Origin of the sequence: Blautia massiliensis (ex Liu et al. 2021) (assembly GCF_052064225.1) — a bacterium.
GTDB lineage: Bacteria > Bacillota > Clostridia > Lachnospirales > Lachnospiraceae > Blautia_A > Blautia_A fusiformis.
In genome coordinates this window covers 1-16251 of the sequence record NZ_JBQHWA010000018.1, presented here as the reverse complement: position 1 = coordinate 16251, position 16251 = coordinate 1, and the positions used below count along the sequence as shown (strand labels likewise).

At 45.7% G+C, this 16251-nt stretch carries 15 protein-coding genes; 10 read left to right on the top strand and 5 right to left on the bottom strand.

The annotated features are described in order from the left end of the window. Window positions 1-139 precede the first annotated feature (139 nt). Complete coding sequence (locus tag ACTNDQ_RS08825; protein WP_186292811.1) at window positions 140-1975, bottom strand: amylosucrase; 1836 nt, start codon at window positions 1973-1975, stop codon at window positions 140-142. A 161-nt stretch (window positions 1976-2136) separates the two neighbouring features. Further along, window positions 2137-3165 carry a LacI family DNA-binding transcriptional regulator gene (locus tag ACTNDQ_RS08820; protein ID WP_059086410.1) on the bottom strand — a complete coding sequence of 343 codons (1029 nt, stop codon included), beginning with the start codon at window positions 3163-3165 and terminating at the stop codon, window positions 2137-2139. Between the two features lie 297 nt (window positions 3166-3462). Between ACTNDQ_RS08820 and ACTNDQ_RS08815 the strand changes: the two genes are divergently transcribed. From ACTNDQ_RS08815 to queF, 9 genes are all read left to right on the top strand, one after another. After that, entirely contained in the window at window positions 3463-4401 is a 939-nt protein-coding gene (locus ACTNDQ_RS08815) for an ABC transporter permease (RefSeq protein WP_015526649.1), read from the top strand. An 11-nt stretch (window positions 4402-4412) separates the two neighbouring features. Further along, complete coding sequence (locus ACTNDQ_RS08810; protein WP_015526648.1) at window positions 4413-5309, top strand: carbohydrate ABC transporter permease; 897 nt, start codon at window positions 4413-4415, stop codon at window positions 5307-5309. Window positions 5310-5379: 70 nt separating this feature from the next. Next, the gene (locus ACTNDQ_RS08805) at window positions 5380-7011 is read left to right on the top strand and encodes an ABC transporter substrate-binding protein (protein ID WP_441064424.1); all 1632 of its coding nucleotides are present in this window, start codon (window positions 5380-5382) and stop codon (window positions 7009-7011) included. A 52-nt stretch (window positions 7012-7063) separates the two neighbouring features. Beyond that, the gene (locus ACTNDQ_RS08800; protein ID WP_288787493.1) at window positions 7064-8587 is read left to right on the top strand and encodes a glycoside hydrolase family 32 protein; all 1524 of its coding nucleotides are present in this window, start codon (window positions 7064-7066) and stop codon (window positions 8585-8587) included. Window positions 8588-8709: 122 nt separating this feature from the next. Further along, window positions 8710-10356: an SEC-C metal-binding domain-containing protein gene (locus ACTNDQ_RS08795; RefSeq protein ID WP_441064410.1), complete on the top strand. Its 1647-nt coding sequence runs from the start codon at window positions 8710-8712 to the stop codon at window positions 10354-10356. A gap of 552 nt (window positions 10357-10908) precedes the next feature. Further along, window positions 10909-11358 (top strand): 6-carboxytetrahydropterin synthase QueD, encoded by a 450-nt coding sequence (gene queD, locus ACTNDQ_RS08790; protein ID WP_021652906.1) that lies wholly within the window; start codon window positions 10909-10911, stop codon window positions 11356-11358. Beyond that, entirely contained in the window at window positions 11355-12023 is a 669-nt protein-coding gene (gene queE / locus ACTNDQ_RS08785) for a putative 7-carboxy-7-deazaguanine synthase QueE (RefSeq protein WP_278795076.1), read from the top strand. The genes queD and queE overlap by 4 nt, the downstream gene beginning before the upstream one ends. Window positions 12024-12042: 19 nt before the next feature. Continuing rightward, on the top strand, window positions 12043-12759 hold the full coding sequence (gene queC, locus ACTNDQ_RS08780; RefSeq protein WP_256164017.1) for a 7-cyano-7-deazaguanine synthase QueC: 717 nt from the start codon (window positions 12043-12045) through the stop codon (window positions 12757-12759). A 43-nt stretch (window positions 12760-12802) separates the two neighbouring features. Next, on the top strand, window positions 12803-13297 hold the full coding sequence (gene queF / locus ACTNDQ_RS08775; RefSeq protein ID WP_015526640.1) for a preQ(1) synthase: 495 nt from the start codon (window positions 12803-12805) through the stop codon (window positions 13295-13297). An 85-nt stretch (window positions 13298-13382) separates the two neighbouring features. On the opposite strand, the gene ACTNDQ_RS08770 is transcribed toward queF, so the two are convergent. Further along, entirely contained in the window at window positions 13383-14462 is a 1080-nt protein-coding gene (locus ACTNDQ_RS08770) for an NAD(P)H-dependent flavin oxidoreductase (protein ID WP_441064409.1), read from the bottom strand. A 291-nt stretch (window positions 14463-14753) separates the two neighbouring features. On the opposite strand from ACTNDQ_RS08770, the gene ACTNDQ_RS08765 reads away from it, so the two are divergent. Then, complete coding sequence (locus ACTNDQ_RS08765) at window positions 14754-15056, top strand: hypothetical protein (protein ID WP_278795072.1); 303 nt, start codon at window positions 14754-14756, stop codon at window positions 15054-15056. On the opposite strand, the gene ACTNDQ_RS08760 is transcribed toward ACTNDQ_RS08765, so the two are convergent. Then, a complete protein-coding gene (locus tag ACTNDQ_RS08760; RefSeq protein WP_044962367.1) occupies window positions 15046-15465 on the bottom strand; it encodes a PPC domain-containing DNA-binding protein in 420 nt (139 codons plus the stop codon). The two genes, ACTNDQ_RS08765 and ACTNDQ_RS08760, sit on opposite strands and share 11 nt — an antisense overlap. A 604-nt stretch (window positions 15466-16069) precedes the next feature. Further along, on the bottom strand, window positions 16070-16251 hold a 182-nt coding region (locus ACTNDQ_RS08755), incomplete at its 5' end, for a hypothetical protein (protein WP_441064408.1).

The window sequence follows — 16251 nt, the reverse complement described above, 5'->3', positions numbered from 1 at the left end:
AATAATATCTACAATGCAGAGGGAGGAACTCCTGTAAGTAATTTCTGAATACCAGAACAGCTTATAAAAAATAAAGATATAACATAATAAAAAGACGTGGATCCGTAAGGCCACGTCTTTTTTATTTACCAAGTAACAGTTACATTCTCTTACACCACATAAATCCATAAGCCGGAAGCTCCACGTCCTTAAGCTCCAGTGTCTGGTCAGTGATCAGATCACGGAAGGTTCCCTCCTCCTGCATCCAGGCAGTTTTTTCGCTGTCACTGAAATTGAAGATTCCGATGAAACGTTCGTTTCCTTTCTGGCGAAGGATGCAGAGAATGCTGTCATCATGAACATCGTATGTATATACATCACAGTCCTTATCAAAAACAGATTCCTGGCTGCGGATCTGCTCCATTCGGCTAAGAGTCTGGAAGATCTGTCCCTCAACGGAGGATTTGGAGTTTCTTTTTCCGGCAAGCTCCCACTGGAAAGCACCACGGTGGATATAGCGGGAATCTGCAGCCTTATCAGGATCCTCTTTATAGGAATAATCATTGAGACGTCCGATTTCATCGGAGCTGTAAAGCATCGGGATTCCGGACTGGGTAAGCATATATGCGTGAAGCATCAGATCCTCGCGGATACCCCTTTTCAGCTTCTCGTCATCTTTTTCAAAAAGAGCAGCCTCGATCCCGCACATGGAAGCAGTAGTTCCGCAGAAGCGGGCATCCTGAGTTACCGGGTCATCATTATAGAGCTCTCCGCGGCTGTCGCTTCCCGGATGCTTTCCTGTAAAGAAATCATTCAGGTAACGCTTATGAGATGGCTCATCCATGCCCCATTCTTTCAGGGTGGCGAAATCAAGTCCCCAGCCGATATCGTCATGGCAGCGGAGATAATTCAGGAAGGTGTACTGCTTCGGAAGGCTGTTTACAATATCCATCTGTTTTTTCAGAAGGCGGATATCACGAGTGGCAATGCTGTTCCAGGTTGTAGCCATGGTTGTTACATTATAAAGCATATGGCATTCCGGTTTCTCTACGGTTCCGAAATAGGGAACAACCTTCTCCGGCTCCATAACGACCTCACCCAGAAGTACGACACTTGGGCAGACGATCTCGGCGATCATACGCATCATACGAACGATCGTATGCACCTGCTTCAGGTTACGGCATGGAGTTCCCAGTTCCTTCCAGATATACGGAACCGCATCGATACGGATCACGTCCATTCCCTGGTTTGCAAGGAAGAGGAAGTTGTACATCATCTCATTGAAAACACGGGGATTGCCATAGTTCAGATCCCACTGGTACGGATAAAAGGTAGTCATGACATAGTGACCGATATCCGGAAGCCAGGTAAAGTTCCCCGGAGCAGTGGTCGGGAATACCTGTGGTACGGTTTTTTCGTACTCGTCCGGGATCTCACGGTTATTGTAGAAGAAGTAGCGGCTCATATATTCGCCGTCACCCTGGCGTGCTTTTTTGGCCCACTCATGATCCTCGGAAGTGTGGTTCATAACAAAATCCATACACAGGTTCATTCCGTTTTTGTGGCATTTATCTGCAAGGGCAGCCAGATCCTTCATGGAACCAAGGTCCGGGCGGACTTTGCGGAAGTCGGCTACTGCGTAACCACCGTCGGAACGGCCCTTCGGGGTATCAAGGAACGGCATCAGATGAAGACAGTTCACGTTGCATTCCTTAAGATATGGAAGCTTGGCAGAAACTCCCTTGATGTTGCCGGCAAAATTGTCAATATAGAGCATCATGCCAAGCATATCCTTCTGGCGGAACCAGTCCGGATTTTTTTCTCTTTCCAGGTCGCGGTTTTTGAGCGCGCGGCGGCGTGCTGTAAAATACTGGTACATCTGGTCGCAGAGCTCTGCAAACATATCGTCATTGTGATAAAGCTCTGTGTACAGCCATCGAAGCTCGTCGTGATGATGGTTTAAACGTTCCTGAAAAATTTCCTGATCTTTTTTCATGATTTCCTCCCTGAATAGATATTTATAGATGTCGGGAAACCTGTAAAACATTTCCCGGCGGTAATGGTTATCTGACATTTTTCCACAGAATTATAGCATGAAGTTTCCGGTACATGAATATACGGGTTGTTATGGAATATGGAAAAATGTTGTAAGTATTTTCAGTCTCCTGTTGTCTGCCGTCGTATCAGAACAGGAGTGATCTTTTTGTGGATCGGTTTTTGAAGCGGTGCCGGTTTTCTTTTCTTCATTTCGTTCATCTGTTCCACAAGCAGTTCCATGGTAGTCTGTGCGATCACATCAATCTGCTGTCCAATAGTAGTGATCGGGATGATGGACTCCGCAGCAATGGGTGAATTATCGAATCCGATGATCTGATATTCATCCGGCAGACAGTTGTATTTCTGGAAGATCAGATTGAGAAATATATTTGCGTAAGTATCATTGGATAAAAATATGCCTTTTTTCTGACCGGAATATTTACTGTCAATATCCTGAAAGATCACACGCATCTGTTCAAAAAGCTCCTGATAGGAATCACCGGAAACATTAAGGTTCAGTTCATAAGGAACATGATATTCCCGGCATGTTTCCTCAAAGGCACGGATACGGTCATAAGCCGGAATATTCTCAGGTACATGGACATTGATGTGGATCAGTACATCACACTGATTGCGTATCAGCAGAGAAGTAGCCTGCATGCCGCCCATGTAATTGTCTGTTGTAACGCTGCATATATGTTCTGCTTCACGTTCAATGGCGATCACAGGAATATTATAGGAAGCCAGTTTTTCAGAGGAAAGAGTATGGCTGAGAACAATAAGTCCTTCAATCTTATAAGCCATCAGCTCGTCCAGATACTGCATTTCTTTCTCCGGGCCGCCATCACTGACAAAAACCAGAAATTTGTAATGATAGTCGGAGTAACTTCGAAGAAGCTGTGTCAGCATTTCGGAATAATAATGAAGATAAAGGTTCGGGACAATGATCCCTACAAATTCGCTTTTTCCATTGGCAAGAACCCTGGCAAGCTTGTTTTTTCTGTAGCCGAGCTCATCAAGGGCTTTTGCGATCTTTTCCTGATTTTCCAGGGTCAGAGAATCCGGATGATTGAAATATCTGGAGATCGTAGTCTTGGAAAAACCAGTGTATTCTGCAATATCGGCAAATGTTACCTGTTTTTTAGCCATAAAAAAATAGTCTCCTTTTAACAGCAGAAAGTTATGATACGGAAAGCAGATGTGATCATATAAGAGAAATCTGCAGACCGTACAGGATGATTAGATTGATATAATTAAGTATAACAATACAGACGTTAAATAGCAATAAAAAAATAACCAGTTAAGTAACCGGTAACTTTTCTTGAATAAATTAACAAAAAAGGTTGACAGAAGCTATGTCATATAGTAGTATCAAATTATAAAGTAACCGGTTACTTTACCGGTTACTAAACAAGAACGAAAGAACAAAAAAGGGAGGAAAAGAGAATGAAAAAAGGTTCTGCGAAAGCTGTTCCGGCAGGAAAAAGAACTGCTGCAGAAAAGCTTCAGTATGTGAAAAAGAACTGGCAGCTGTATGTGTTTTTTCTGCTGCCTGCACTTCTTCTGACGATCATCTTCAAATACGTGCCCATGGGTGGCGTACTGATCGCTTTTGAGGACTACAATGTCATTGATGGTGTATTTGGAAGCAAATGGGTAGGACTGGAATACTTCCGGAGATTTCTGGCATCACCGGATTTTATGAATTATCTTGTGAACACTCTGAAACTGAGTATTTACGGACTACTGTGGGGATTTCCGATTCCGATCATCCTGGCACTTCTTCTGAATCAGATCCGGAGAGCCGGGATCAGGAAAAAAATTCAGCTTCTGATCTATGCGCCGAATTTTATTTCCGTTATCGTACTCTGCGGTATGGTTCGTATGTTTCTTTCACCTGTAGGTCCACTGAATAAACTGATCGGTTCCGATGCCAACTGGATGACTATGCCGGCAGCATTTCGTACGATTTACATAGCCAGCGGAATCTGGCAGACAGCCGGATGGGCATCCATTATGTATACTGCAGCACTTGCCAATGCAAGTAAGGATCTGGAAGAGGCAGCAGTGGTGGATGGTGCAAATATCCTGCAGCAGATCTGGTATGTACAGCTTCCGGCTATTAAAAACATCATTGTGATCCAGTTTATCCTTCAGGCCGGAAATATTATGAGCATTGGTTTTGAAAAAGCATATGCACTGCAGACAGATATGAACCTTCCTGCATCTGAGATTCTTTCTACTTATGTATACAGAATCGGTCTTCTGAATGGAGACTATGGATATTCTACAGCAGTGGGGCTGTTTAATTCAGTGATCAATGTAATTCTTTTGATCTTTGTAAACTGGGTAGTCAAGAAACTGAATGACGGAGAGGGATTATAGGAGGTGCTGTTATGGCAAAAGCAAAGAAAAAGAAATATTCGGCATCTGACAAAGCCATTTTAGGAATCGGATACGTACTTCTGGGTGCATTTGTACTTTCCATTCTGGTTCCGCTTTTATATGTTGTGATCGCATCCTTTATGGATCCGAATGTGCTGAACAGCCAGGGGATCAGCTTTGATGTGCGGAAGTGGACGATCGATGCGTACCGCAGAGTTCTTGAAAATAATATGATCTGGAGAGGCTTTGCAAACTCATTTTTTTATTCCCTGGTGTTTACCATTATTTCAGTTCTGGTAACTCTGCTGGCAGCATATCCAATGTCCAAGAAAGAATTTGTGGGAAGAAATTTCTTCAATGTTATTTTTCTCATTACCATGTTTTTCGGTGGAGGAATGATCCCGACTTTTATCCTGATCAATCAGCTGCATCTGGTAAATACAATCTGGGCAATCCTGCTTCCGGGTGCGTTTAATGTCTGGAACATGATCCTTGCCAGAACCTATTATCAGTCTATCCCCAAGGAACTCAGAGAGGCATCTGCCATTGACGGTGCCACGGAAATCGAGCATTTTTTCAAGATTATGATGCCGGTATGCAAACCGATCATCGCAGTGCTTGCACTGTGGTCCTTTGTAGGAATGTGGAACAGTTATTTTGACGCTATGATTTATTTGAATGATGCGAAACTGCAGCCATTGCAGCTGGTACTTCGTTCCATCCTTGTACAGAATACACCGCAGCCCGGAATGATCGCAGATATCCAGAGTACTGCACAGATGGCAAAGGTAGCGGAACTTCTGAAATATGCTACGATCATTGTATCAAGTTTACCGCTTCTGATCATGTATCCATTCTTCCAGAAATATTTTGACCAGGGCATTATGGTTGGTTCTGTAAAAGGCTGATGACAGGAGGTTGATAATGATGAAAAAAAGAATGAAGGCATTATTGGCAATCGGGCTTTCTGCAATTATAATGGTATGCAGTGCCGGATGTGGAAACGGAAAAGAACACATGAAAGCAGAAACAGATCCGGATATCCCGGTGGAAGATGTGTCCTTTCCTCTGAAAGAAAAAGCAGAGCTGTCTTTTATTACCAGTGCACCTGCAACATCTACACAGGAACCTAATGAAAGAACGATTTTTAAAAGACTGGAAAAGCAGACCAATGTCCACATTGACTGGACCTGTTTTGTATCGGATCAGTTTAATGACAAAAAAAATCTGGCGCTGGCACAGTTCGGAAATCTTCCGGATGGACTTTTTAACGCAGGGATGAGTGATTATGATCTTCTTCGTTATGCCAAACAGGGAATCATTATTCCGGTAGAAAATCTCATTGATAAATACATGCCGAATCTTAAGGCTGTATTTGAAAAATACCCGGAATACAGAACAATGTGTACAGCACCGGACGGACATATTTATTCTTTCCCATGGATCGAGCAGCTTGGTGCGGGGAAAGAAGCCATTCAGGCAATTGGAGATATTCCCTACATTAATAAAAAATGGCTGGATTATCTGAAGCTGGACGTTCCGACTACAACTGAGGAACTGGAACAGGTTCTGATCGCTTTCCGCGACAATGCAGATAAACTGGAACAAGAATTTGATATTGAGGGCGGTGTGATCCCGATGTCCTTTATCATCAATAATGGTGATCAGGATCCTGCAATTCTCATCAACGGATTCGGAGAAGGATATGGTGACACCGGTGATCATTTTGCAGTGAAAGATGATGGAACCGTTATTTATACAACTGTACAGGAAGGCTATAAAGAAGGTATTCAGTGGCTCCATCAGCTGGTAGAAGAAAAGCTGGTGGATCCGGAGGCTTTTACCCAGGAATGGTCAACTTATGTTGCAAAAGGTAAGAACCACAGATATGGTCTGTGTTTCACCTGGGATATTGCAAATATTGATAACAATGAAGATTATGTAATGCTCCCGGCGCTGGCCGGTCCGGATGGTCTTGTAAATATCACAAGACAGAATAACAGTGAAACCAGTGGCTTTGACAGAGGACGCTGCGTTCTGACTACAAGCTGTCGGAATACGGCACTGGCAGCAGCATGGATCGATCAGATGTATGCACCGATCCAGTCTCCGCAGAATAACTGGGGTACTTACGGGGAAAAAGATTCATTTAATATCTTTGAGATGTCCGAGAATGCAGAAGGTGGTCAGATGCTGAAACATATGGATCTGGGAGATGCATCTCCGGTAGAGGTTCGTGAAGCACAGTCTGTAAACGGACCGTTGGCAATACTTAACGAGTATTACGATGTATATGTAACAGAGCCGGCAGATGCAAAATGGCGTCTCGACAATATGCACGAAACATATCTTAAGGATATGAACAGTAAATATGTGTATCCGAATGTATTTATGAGTATTGATGATACCAATAAGGTATCTCAGTACGACACGGATATCAAGAAGTATGCGGAACAGAAAAAAGCAGACTGGATCCTGAATGGCGGCATCGAAAAAGAATGGGATTCCTATCTGAAAAAGATGGAGAAGTATGGACTGTCTGATTATCTGGCAATCAAACAGAAATATTTTGACCAGTATCAGAAGTCTCTTAGTGAGACAGAGAAATAAAAACAGAAAAAGATACCGGTCAGAAACATAAAAAAGAAAGAGAGAGCAGAGTATGAGTGAAAAACTTGAAAAAGCACGTCTTTATGAAATAGAGGAAGCAAAAAATATCCCGCAGGAAGAGAAACCGGCCTTTCATGTATCTGCACCGGTTGGCTGGATCAATGATCCCAATGGATTTTCTGTTTTTAAAGGAAAGGTACATCTTTTTTACCAGTATCATCCTTACAGCCGTGACTGGGGCCCTATGCACTGGGGCCACAGTGTGACGGAGGATATGATCAGATGGGAGCAGCTTCCTGCAGCGCTTGCACCGGATCAGGAATATGATCGAGAGGGATGCTTTTCCGGAAGTGCTATTGAAGCGGATGGAAAACAGGCTTTGATCTACACAGGAGTTACAACAGAAAAGCTGCCTGATGGAAAAGAAGAAGTCCGGCAGAATCAGTGCCTTGCCTGGGGTGACGGAAAAGATTATGTAAAGGCAGAGAAAAATCCGGTAGTCACCGGGGATATGCTTCCGGAGAAATGCAGCAGAGTTGATTTCCGTGATCCGAAGATATGGGAAGATAACGGAACATACCATATGCTCGTAGGATGCCGCAGCGAAGAAATTCCTGGACAGGTAGTTCTGTTTTCCAGTAAAGATCTGAAAGAATGGAAATTTGAAACAATTCTTGCGGAGAACTCCACAGGAGAAATCGGTGTTATGTGGGAATGCCCCGATTTCTTTCCGCTCGGGGATAAACATGTGCTGATCTGTTCTCCGCAGCATATGCGTGCAAAAGGGTATGAGTTTCATAATGGACATAATTCCCTGTATTTTACGGGAGATTATGACAGCGAAAAACATACATTTGAAAAAGACGCACCGGTAAGTCTGGACTACGGACTTGATTTTTATGCGCCGCAGACAACCCTTCTTCCGGATGGAAGAAGAGTGATGATCGCCTGGATGAAATCCTGGGATAGCTGTGTGATCAAGGAAAAGCAGAGATGGCAGGGAATGATGACTCTTCCGAGAGAGCTGGAATATCGTGACGGAAAGATCTGGCAGAAGCCGGTTCGGGAAATTGAGAATTATCGGAAAAACCGTTGCTGTTATGAGAATGTAAAAGTGGGTGAGAGCTTAAGCCTTGAAGGCGTCCGTGGCCGAATGATCGATCTGACTGTGGAACTGCAGAACGCAGATGGCATCATGGATGGAAGCAGGAACTCCGGAAATCCAAATCAGGAAGCATTGGATGTGTACAATGAGTTCCGGATCGAGCTTGCACGCAATGAAGAATATACAACGGTCTTTACCTATGATCGAAAAAGACAGATACTGGAAATCGACAGAACCTGGAGCGGGGTGCAGCGTGATGTTGTATGTACAAGAAAGCTCCAGATCACAGATGACAGACAAAATCTGAAGCTGCGTTTTATCTTGGATCGAAGCTCCATAGAGCTTTTTATCAATGATGGAAGCAAAACTGCGACTACCGTGATCCCAACACCAGTGGAAGCAGATGAGATCCTGTTTCACAGTGATGGAAATGCTGTGATCCAGGTTGAGAAATATGATATTGTGTTGTAGAAGCCTCTCAAATATTGACAATTTCTCTATTTTTGTATAACATAGGGGAAGTTGCTTACGCCGGATCAGGAGTTATTCGTATCTCCTGATCCGGCATATATTTACAGGAGAGGAACACAGGAATGTTTTATCAGTTAAAAATCACAAGAAAAGGAACGAAACCGCCGGTATGGAGACGCTGTACTGTTGCGGCTGACGTTACATTTGCAAATATGGCAGCCATGCTTGAAAAACTGGTTCAGTATCCGGCAGGCAGCCTATATGAGATTGAATTTTTTCAGAAAAAAGTACAGATCCGTGAGAACGGTGACGGAGAAGCGAAGAATAATTTCACATTATTAAATGCAGGCGAGACAGAGACTGTAGAGCTTATGGATTCCGAGAAATGGTTTACCTTTCGTCAGTATGGTGCGGATAAGGAAGCTCCGGAATACAGAGTTGATATTGAGAAGAAAGACGAGGGAACAGCAGAAGCTCCTTCTATTATAAAAGAAGTAAAGGGTGAGGATGATCCGTACTGGACAGAGGCACCGGAGCTGGGATGCACTGCAGCAGTTGAAACTGAGGCGGAAACAGCCAAAGCATCGGAAGACATTGTTGCAACAGTAGAGGCAGCAGCCAGAGCTGCAAAAGCAGATGAGGCAGCCACAGGCAGCAGAAGAAATCCTACAGTAAAAGATTTCCTCATGTCCTATCGTAAAGAAGACCTTCTCAGCATTGCAGGTGAGCTTGGACTTCACTGCAAGGGAATGGATCAGGAAGAGATCGCCGCAAAGGTTGCTGCAGAGGTTCTTAAACCGGAGGTTATGAAAGCAAGCTTCCTCGTAGCAGACGATCAGGAGGTACTGGCTTTTGAGGCAGCTATTCAGAGAAAATGCTTCCATGTTGCAGAGGATGAGTGGAATACGTTAGAATGGCTGAACGATATGGGCTACCTTGTTTCCTACAGTGATGATTACGCAGAAGTTCCGGCAGAGGTTGCAGCTGTTTACGATCAGATCAATACACCGGAGTTCCAGACACTTCGCAGCCAGGTAAACTGGCTGAAGGATTGCCTTATTATGGTAAGCTATCTGTATGTATCTGCACCGGCAAAGACCGTATATGAGATGTTTAAGCAGAGAAAAGGCTTTGACATCGGATATGACAGCTTCATCGAGCTGTATCATACCATTCCGGAGAAGGCCTGCATCTGTGAGCTTGCGGAGGATCAGCTGATCCTGAAATCCGCACTGGTCAATAACATCTACAAGGATATCGAGAGACGTCAGGGCGGACGGAAATTCTATATTCCGTCTGTAGATGAGATCCTGGATTATTCCGAAAACGGGTATCCGACAAAATCTGCTTCTTACCAGAGACTGGGCAGATTCCTGCTGGATGAGATGAAGGTTTCCGATGCAGTGAAGGATCAGGTACTGTTCTTTATTTACAAAGAATGCTCCATGGATGGCAGAATGTCAGTGATCATGGAAAACCTGAACCAGAAGGGAATCCAGTTTAACGATGAGCAGCTTGAGAAATTTACAAAGCTGATCATGGAGGCAAACAATAACACAAGAATGCTGGAATTCCGCGGTTACACACCGAATGAGATCTCAGGAGCAGTATGGCCGTTTGCCACAGGCAAGCCGCACACTGCAATGCCGAACAGCTTTGTGCCGACAGCAATGCCGATGCAGCCGGCATCTGCAAGAAAAATCTATCCCAACGATCCGTGTCCGTGCGGAAGCGGTAAGAAATATAAGAAGTGCTGCGGAAGAAGATAATTCTGCAGAAAATTTACCGTAATTCCGGAGCTGAAAGTTCCCATAGATCGTTGCGGAGCGACTGCGCTCATGAGTGAGCATCGAACGCGGATGATCTGGTCCGATTTATCGTTTGATGCAGTATCTCCGGAAATACCATACAAATTAATATAAGACAGTTCGTTTGCACCATCCTGTCTATAAATAAAACCAGGGCTGAAGAAGATGTGAGAATCAGGGCAGACTCGTGGCGGGTCTGCCCTTTTTTATTTAAACCGGATCAAGCAGTTATTCGGTTTAAAGCTGCGCAGCGAATGCGGATCGCGAGTATCCGCCTGACATGCAGGTCACAGAAGGATCAAGGCCGGGAATCCCGGCTTTTTTATGTTATAGGAAATTACTCCGTAATGTTCCTATAACATAAAAAAGCCCTCCGGGCAGGATCGCACTGCGACGGAGAGGAATAATGTCGCTGAAGCGACCCGTCGCAGGCGGAGAATCCTGCAAGCAGGATTCTTTCTTATTTATGGAAATATTCGGTTGGTGTGACAGATCCAGAAGGAGGAAAAATTTATGTATCAGTTAAAAACAGAAGCAGATTTCGATTCGGCACACTTTCTGTCCGGTTACACCGGCAAATGTTCCAACATCCATGGTCATCGCTGGCATGTGGAGATTGAGATCGAAAGCCGGAAGCTGGAGAAAAACGGCCAGGAGCGCGGGATGCTGGTAGACTTCGGAGATCTGAAAAAGGATCTTCGGGAGCTGGCAGATTCCATGGATCACACGCTGATCTATGAAGAAAATACATTACGTCCGAAAACCCTGGAAGCACTGGATGAGGAAGGCTTTCATCTGGTGAAGGTTCCCTTTCGCCCTACAGCAGAGAATTTTTCAGAGTATTTTTTCAGAAAAATGGAAGAAAAGGGCTATCCTGTAAAAAGAGCTGTTGTTTACGAAACACCAAATAACTGTGCAGCTTACCGGGAAACGGAAGAAGAAACGGAGGCGGTATGGCTATGAGTACCTATCAGGTTGTAGAGAAATTTGTCAGCATCAACGGAGAGGGCAGACGGGCAGGAGAGCTTGCCGCTTTTATCCGGTTTAAGGGCTGCAATCTTCAATGCAGCTATTGTGATACCAGCTGGGCAAATGAGCCGGGATGTGAGAGTGAAAGGCTGACAGAAGAAGAGATCCTTTCCTGGATCCGTGAAACAGGCGTAAAAAATGTGACACTTACAGGCGGGGAACCACTTTTGCGGAAAGGGATGGAGGAGCTGATCGAGGCAATCCTGGAGGATCCATCCCGGCGGGTGGAGATTGAGACCAATGGAAGCGTGGATCTGAAGCCTTATCATATATTAAAAAAACGTCCGTCCTTTACCATGGATTATAAAGCACCGGACAGCGGCATGGAAAAAGAGATGCTCCTTTCCAATCTGGAGCTTCTGGGCAGTGAGGATACGCTGAAATTTGTGGTCAGCAGCCGCAGAGATATGGAAAAAGCCCTGGAAATCCTGGAAAAGTACAGGCTGGTCGGAAAAACGGCAGTTTATTTCAGCCCTGTATTTGGCAGGATCCAGCCGGTGGAGATCGTGGATTTCCTTATGGAAAAAAAGCTCAACGATATAAAGCTTCAGATCCAGCTTCATAAGGTGATCTGGGACCCGCAGAAACGGGGAGTATGACAGGAAAACATATCACAATATAACAAGAAATACCGCAGAAAAGGAGAACGCTATGAAAGCACTTGTACTTGCAAGCGGCGGTGTGGATTCCACCACCTGCCTGGGGCTTGCCGTAAACAAATATGGAAAAGAGAATGTAATTGCATTAACAGTAGCTTACGGACAGAAGCACACAAAAGAAATCGAGGCTGCCAGAAAAACAGCAGAATATTACGGAGTGGAGCATCTTTATCTGGATCTGGAGCCGATCTTCCGGTACAGTGACTGTTCGCTTCTGAAGCATTCAGACAGAGAGATCCCGCACGAAAGCTATGCAGAGCAGCTGAAGGAAACCGATGGCTCACCGGTTTCAACCTATGTGCCGTTCCGGAACGGATTGTTTCTTTCCTCGGCAGCAAGTATTGCGCTGTCAAAAAACTGCAGTGTGATCTATTACGGAGCACATGCGGATGATGCAGCCGGAAATGCATATCCGGACTGCAGCAGTGCGTTTCACAATGCGATCAACGAGGCGATCTATCAGGGAAGCGGCGGCCAGCTGAAGGTTGAGGCGCCTTTTGTCAGCTGCACAAAGGCAGAGGTCGTAAAAACCGGCCTGGAGCTGAATGTTCCTTATGAACTGACCTGGAGCTGTTACGAAGGCGGCGAAAAGCCCTGTGGTGTGTGTGGAACCTGTATTGACAGAGCAGAGGCATTCCGGCTCAATGGAGTGAAGGACCCGGCACTTGACAGATAGATCGGATCATAAATATCCGCCTGACCATAGAAAGGAAAAAAATATGAGCAGAGAAAACCTGGAAAAAGAAGGGATCACCCTTCTCGGAAATCAGAAAGTAAAATATCCGGACAATTATGCTCCGGAGGTACTGGAAACATTTTTGAACAAGCACCCGGACAACGATTACTTTGTAAAATTCAACTGCCCAGAATTTACAAGCCTTTGTCCCATTACTGGACAGCCGGATTTCGCGACGATCACGATATCCTATGTACCCGGTGAAAAAATGGTGGAGAGCAAATCTCTGAAGCTGTATCTTTTTAGCTTTCGCAATCACGGAGATTTTCATGAGGATTGTGTGAACATCATTATGAAGGATCTGATCCGTCTTATGGACCCGAAATACATTGAGGTCTGGGGAAAATTTACGCCGAGAGGCGGCATTTCCATTGATCCCTACTGCAATTACGGAAAGGCCGGAACCAGATGGGAGGAGATTGCCTGGAAACGTCTGACAGAGCATGACATGTACCCGGAAAAGATCGATAACCGGTAGAAAAACAAAAAGTCCCTGTTTTCACTGCGAAAAGCAATGAAAGCAGGGGCTTTTTGTTTAGGTGCCTGACAGCGCAGGTTTATCTTTATGACAGCCGGATGCACTCCGATTCTGTGCCAAACAGATCAGCGATCACATCGTGCACGGTTTCGATCTTATCTGCCATATAGGCCTTTGCTCCGCAGAACAGCAGGCCGTTTTCCACGTCGCCCTTTACGGCGGCGATCAGCTTGTCTGTAATGCAGTAAGGGATCTCGCCGGGGGAACATTTGGCAAGGCAGCGGTGGCAGGGACTGTGCGGGATTTTTTTACCGGCCATGACGTGCTGCATGAAGGAGTTCATAATGGCACGTCCCGGCATACCTACCGGACTTTTTACAATGGCAATGTCGTCCTTTGCGGCGTGGATCAGGGATTCTTTCAGCCGGATGTCTGCGTCACATTCTTCCGTTGGGATAAAACGGGTGGCGACCTGAACGCCGTCCACACCAAGATCAAGGACATGCTTTACATCCTCGTGCGTGGCGATGCCGCCGGCAGCTACTACAGGGATTTCCGTGCCGAATTTTGCGGCATAGCTTTTTACAGTCTGGACGATCTTTCGGATCTCATTGTCGTAGGCTTCCGGTGTATAGGAATCCAGCTCTTCCTTGTGGAAGCCCAGATGACCGCCTGCCTGGGGACCTTCGATCACCACAAGGTCTGCAGTGCGCTTGTACTTTCTTTCCCAGTATTTCAGGATAACCTTTGCAGATTTGTCCGTTGAGACAATGGGGGCGATCTTTGTTTTGCTTCCGCTGACAAGAGCAGGGAGCTCTGTAGGAAGTCCTGCACCGGAGATGATCAGGTCAGCGCCGGCATGGACAGCGGCTTTTACATGAGATGCGTACTCCTTCAGTGCAACCATGATGTTGTAGCCGATGATACCGTCAGGAGAAATCCTGCGTGCTTTTTTCATCTCGGACAGGATAGCCCGCTGGTTGGCTTCTTCGGTATTCCGGTCGAAATCCTTTTCCCGGTAGCCGATCTGAGCGGTGGAAATGATTCCGATCCCGCCTTCCTTTGCAACGGTGCCTGCCAGACGGCCAAGGCTGATACCAACGCCCATTCCACCCTGGATCAGGGGAAATTTCGTAAGTTTATCACCGATTTTAAAATTCTTCATAATGATCAGATCCTCACATTCATTTGCTTTCGTTAAATAATTTTAGTATAAAATAGTTTTATTATCAAAGTATATCATAACAGGGAAATTTGTCAATGTAAATGTCGGTGAATCAGGGAAGTCCCCTGTTTCAATTACGAACATCCGTCGGACCAGATTTTGTTAAAATCCACTTTGTTGACAGAGCAGAAAATATCAGGCAAATTCACAGTGATATCAGCTTTACAGAAAACTGTAAAGTGAATTAGAGGAAAAGGGAGGAACAGGTATGCGAAAAAGACGAGTACCATCATGGCCTGGCTGCTTGCGGCGTCCGTGACAGTCACATCTCTGTCAGCGGGAACAGTGACGGCCTATGCACAGGAGGAAATGCCGCTGGCGGAAGCCGGAACCGTGACAGAGAGTGCGGAAGAGTTTGGCGACAGCAGTGACAGTATTGCAGATATTGCGGGAGAGGGTAATATTGAAGCTAAAGAAAAGGGTGAGTTGACAGCATTATGCTGTGTAGTTTCACCCTTTTTATGTGTGATGAAATTTTTAAACTGTAAAGCAGTAGACTGTGTCCGGAATCCCTCTGGCAAAATCAGAATTTAAACAGATTCAGACCGATCTCCTGACTGAACTCACGGCCGATCTCTCCGTCGATCACCTGGATCTGGATCTCGGCAGTAGCGCTGATGATGGCACGGTTCAGATGACCGCCGTGTACATGGCCTTCCTCGTCACCGGCTGCGATATGGAGATGAAGATAAACGTCACCGTCTTTGCGGGTAACGGTACCGGTAAGTGATACGATCTCAAACGCTCCCTGGAACTGAATAGAGTGGTATTCCTTTGTCACTGTGTTGTATACGCCTGCAGTGAAATCATTGATGGCGCCAAGGCCTGTGACCTGTGCAAGGCGGATATTCTCTTTTTTTGCAACCTTGCCGATCTCCTCCAGGATCTCTTCCTTCGGATCAAGACGAAGATAGATTGTGTTTCCAAAACGTCTGTATTCCATGATAAAAACCTCCCTTTGTGTGATATTTGCCATAAACAGCGGCGGATGTTTTTATCCGCTTGTCAATAAGTATAATACATTTTATTTTTTTTCGGAAGGCCAGGGAAAGAGAATGCCGGAGTCTCATGTCTGTGCGAGAGATTTTTTTGACGTCTGCTTTTAGCGTTGGAGGCAGGCGGGGATACGTTTGAGGTTTCGTTAGGTGGATGTGGTCGAGGGACGCCAGAGGAAGGAGGCATTGGCCCGGGAGTGGATGCAGTTGGGGATGTTTTTTGAGGTTTTGAGAGGTGGATGTGGTCGAGGGACGCCAGAGGAAGGAGGCATCGCTCCGGGCAGGGACTCCGTCGGGGGATACTACTAGGGCTCCGTGAGACGGCTAAAAGCATTGCGGCAGGGCCAGAACTCGCCTGCGGCTCAGATAGCAGGCCCTGCCGCAATAACGCCGTCTCCCGCAGCCCAAGTAGTAATCACCCCTCCTCCGCAGCAGCCCGGCCCGATGCCACCTTCCTCTGGCTGACGCTTCCAATCGACAGGAAAAAACATGCGGGGGATGGAAGCGGACTGGGCGTCCTGTCCTGAAATGTCAGACTGGTACAGAATATTCCTATAAGTATTGAAGAATACAGAAACAGGATCGGCACAGCGTATCACTATAAATATCGAAGAATACAGGGACCAGATCGGCACAGCATACCACCATAAGTACCGAAGAATCCCAGAACCAGATCGCAGATCGGCACAGCGAACCACCATAAGTACCGAAGAATCCCAGAACCAGATCGCAGA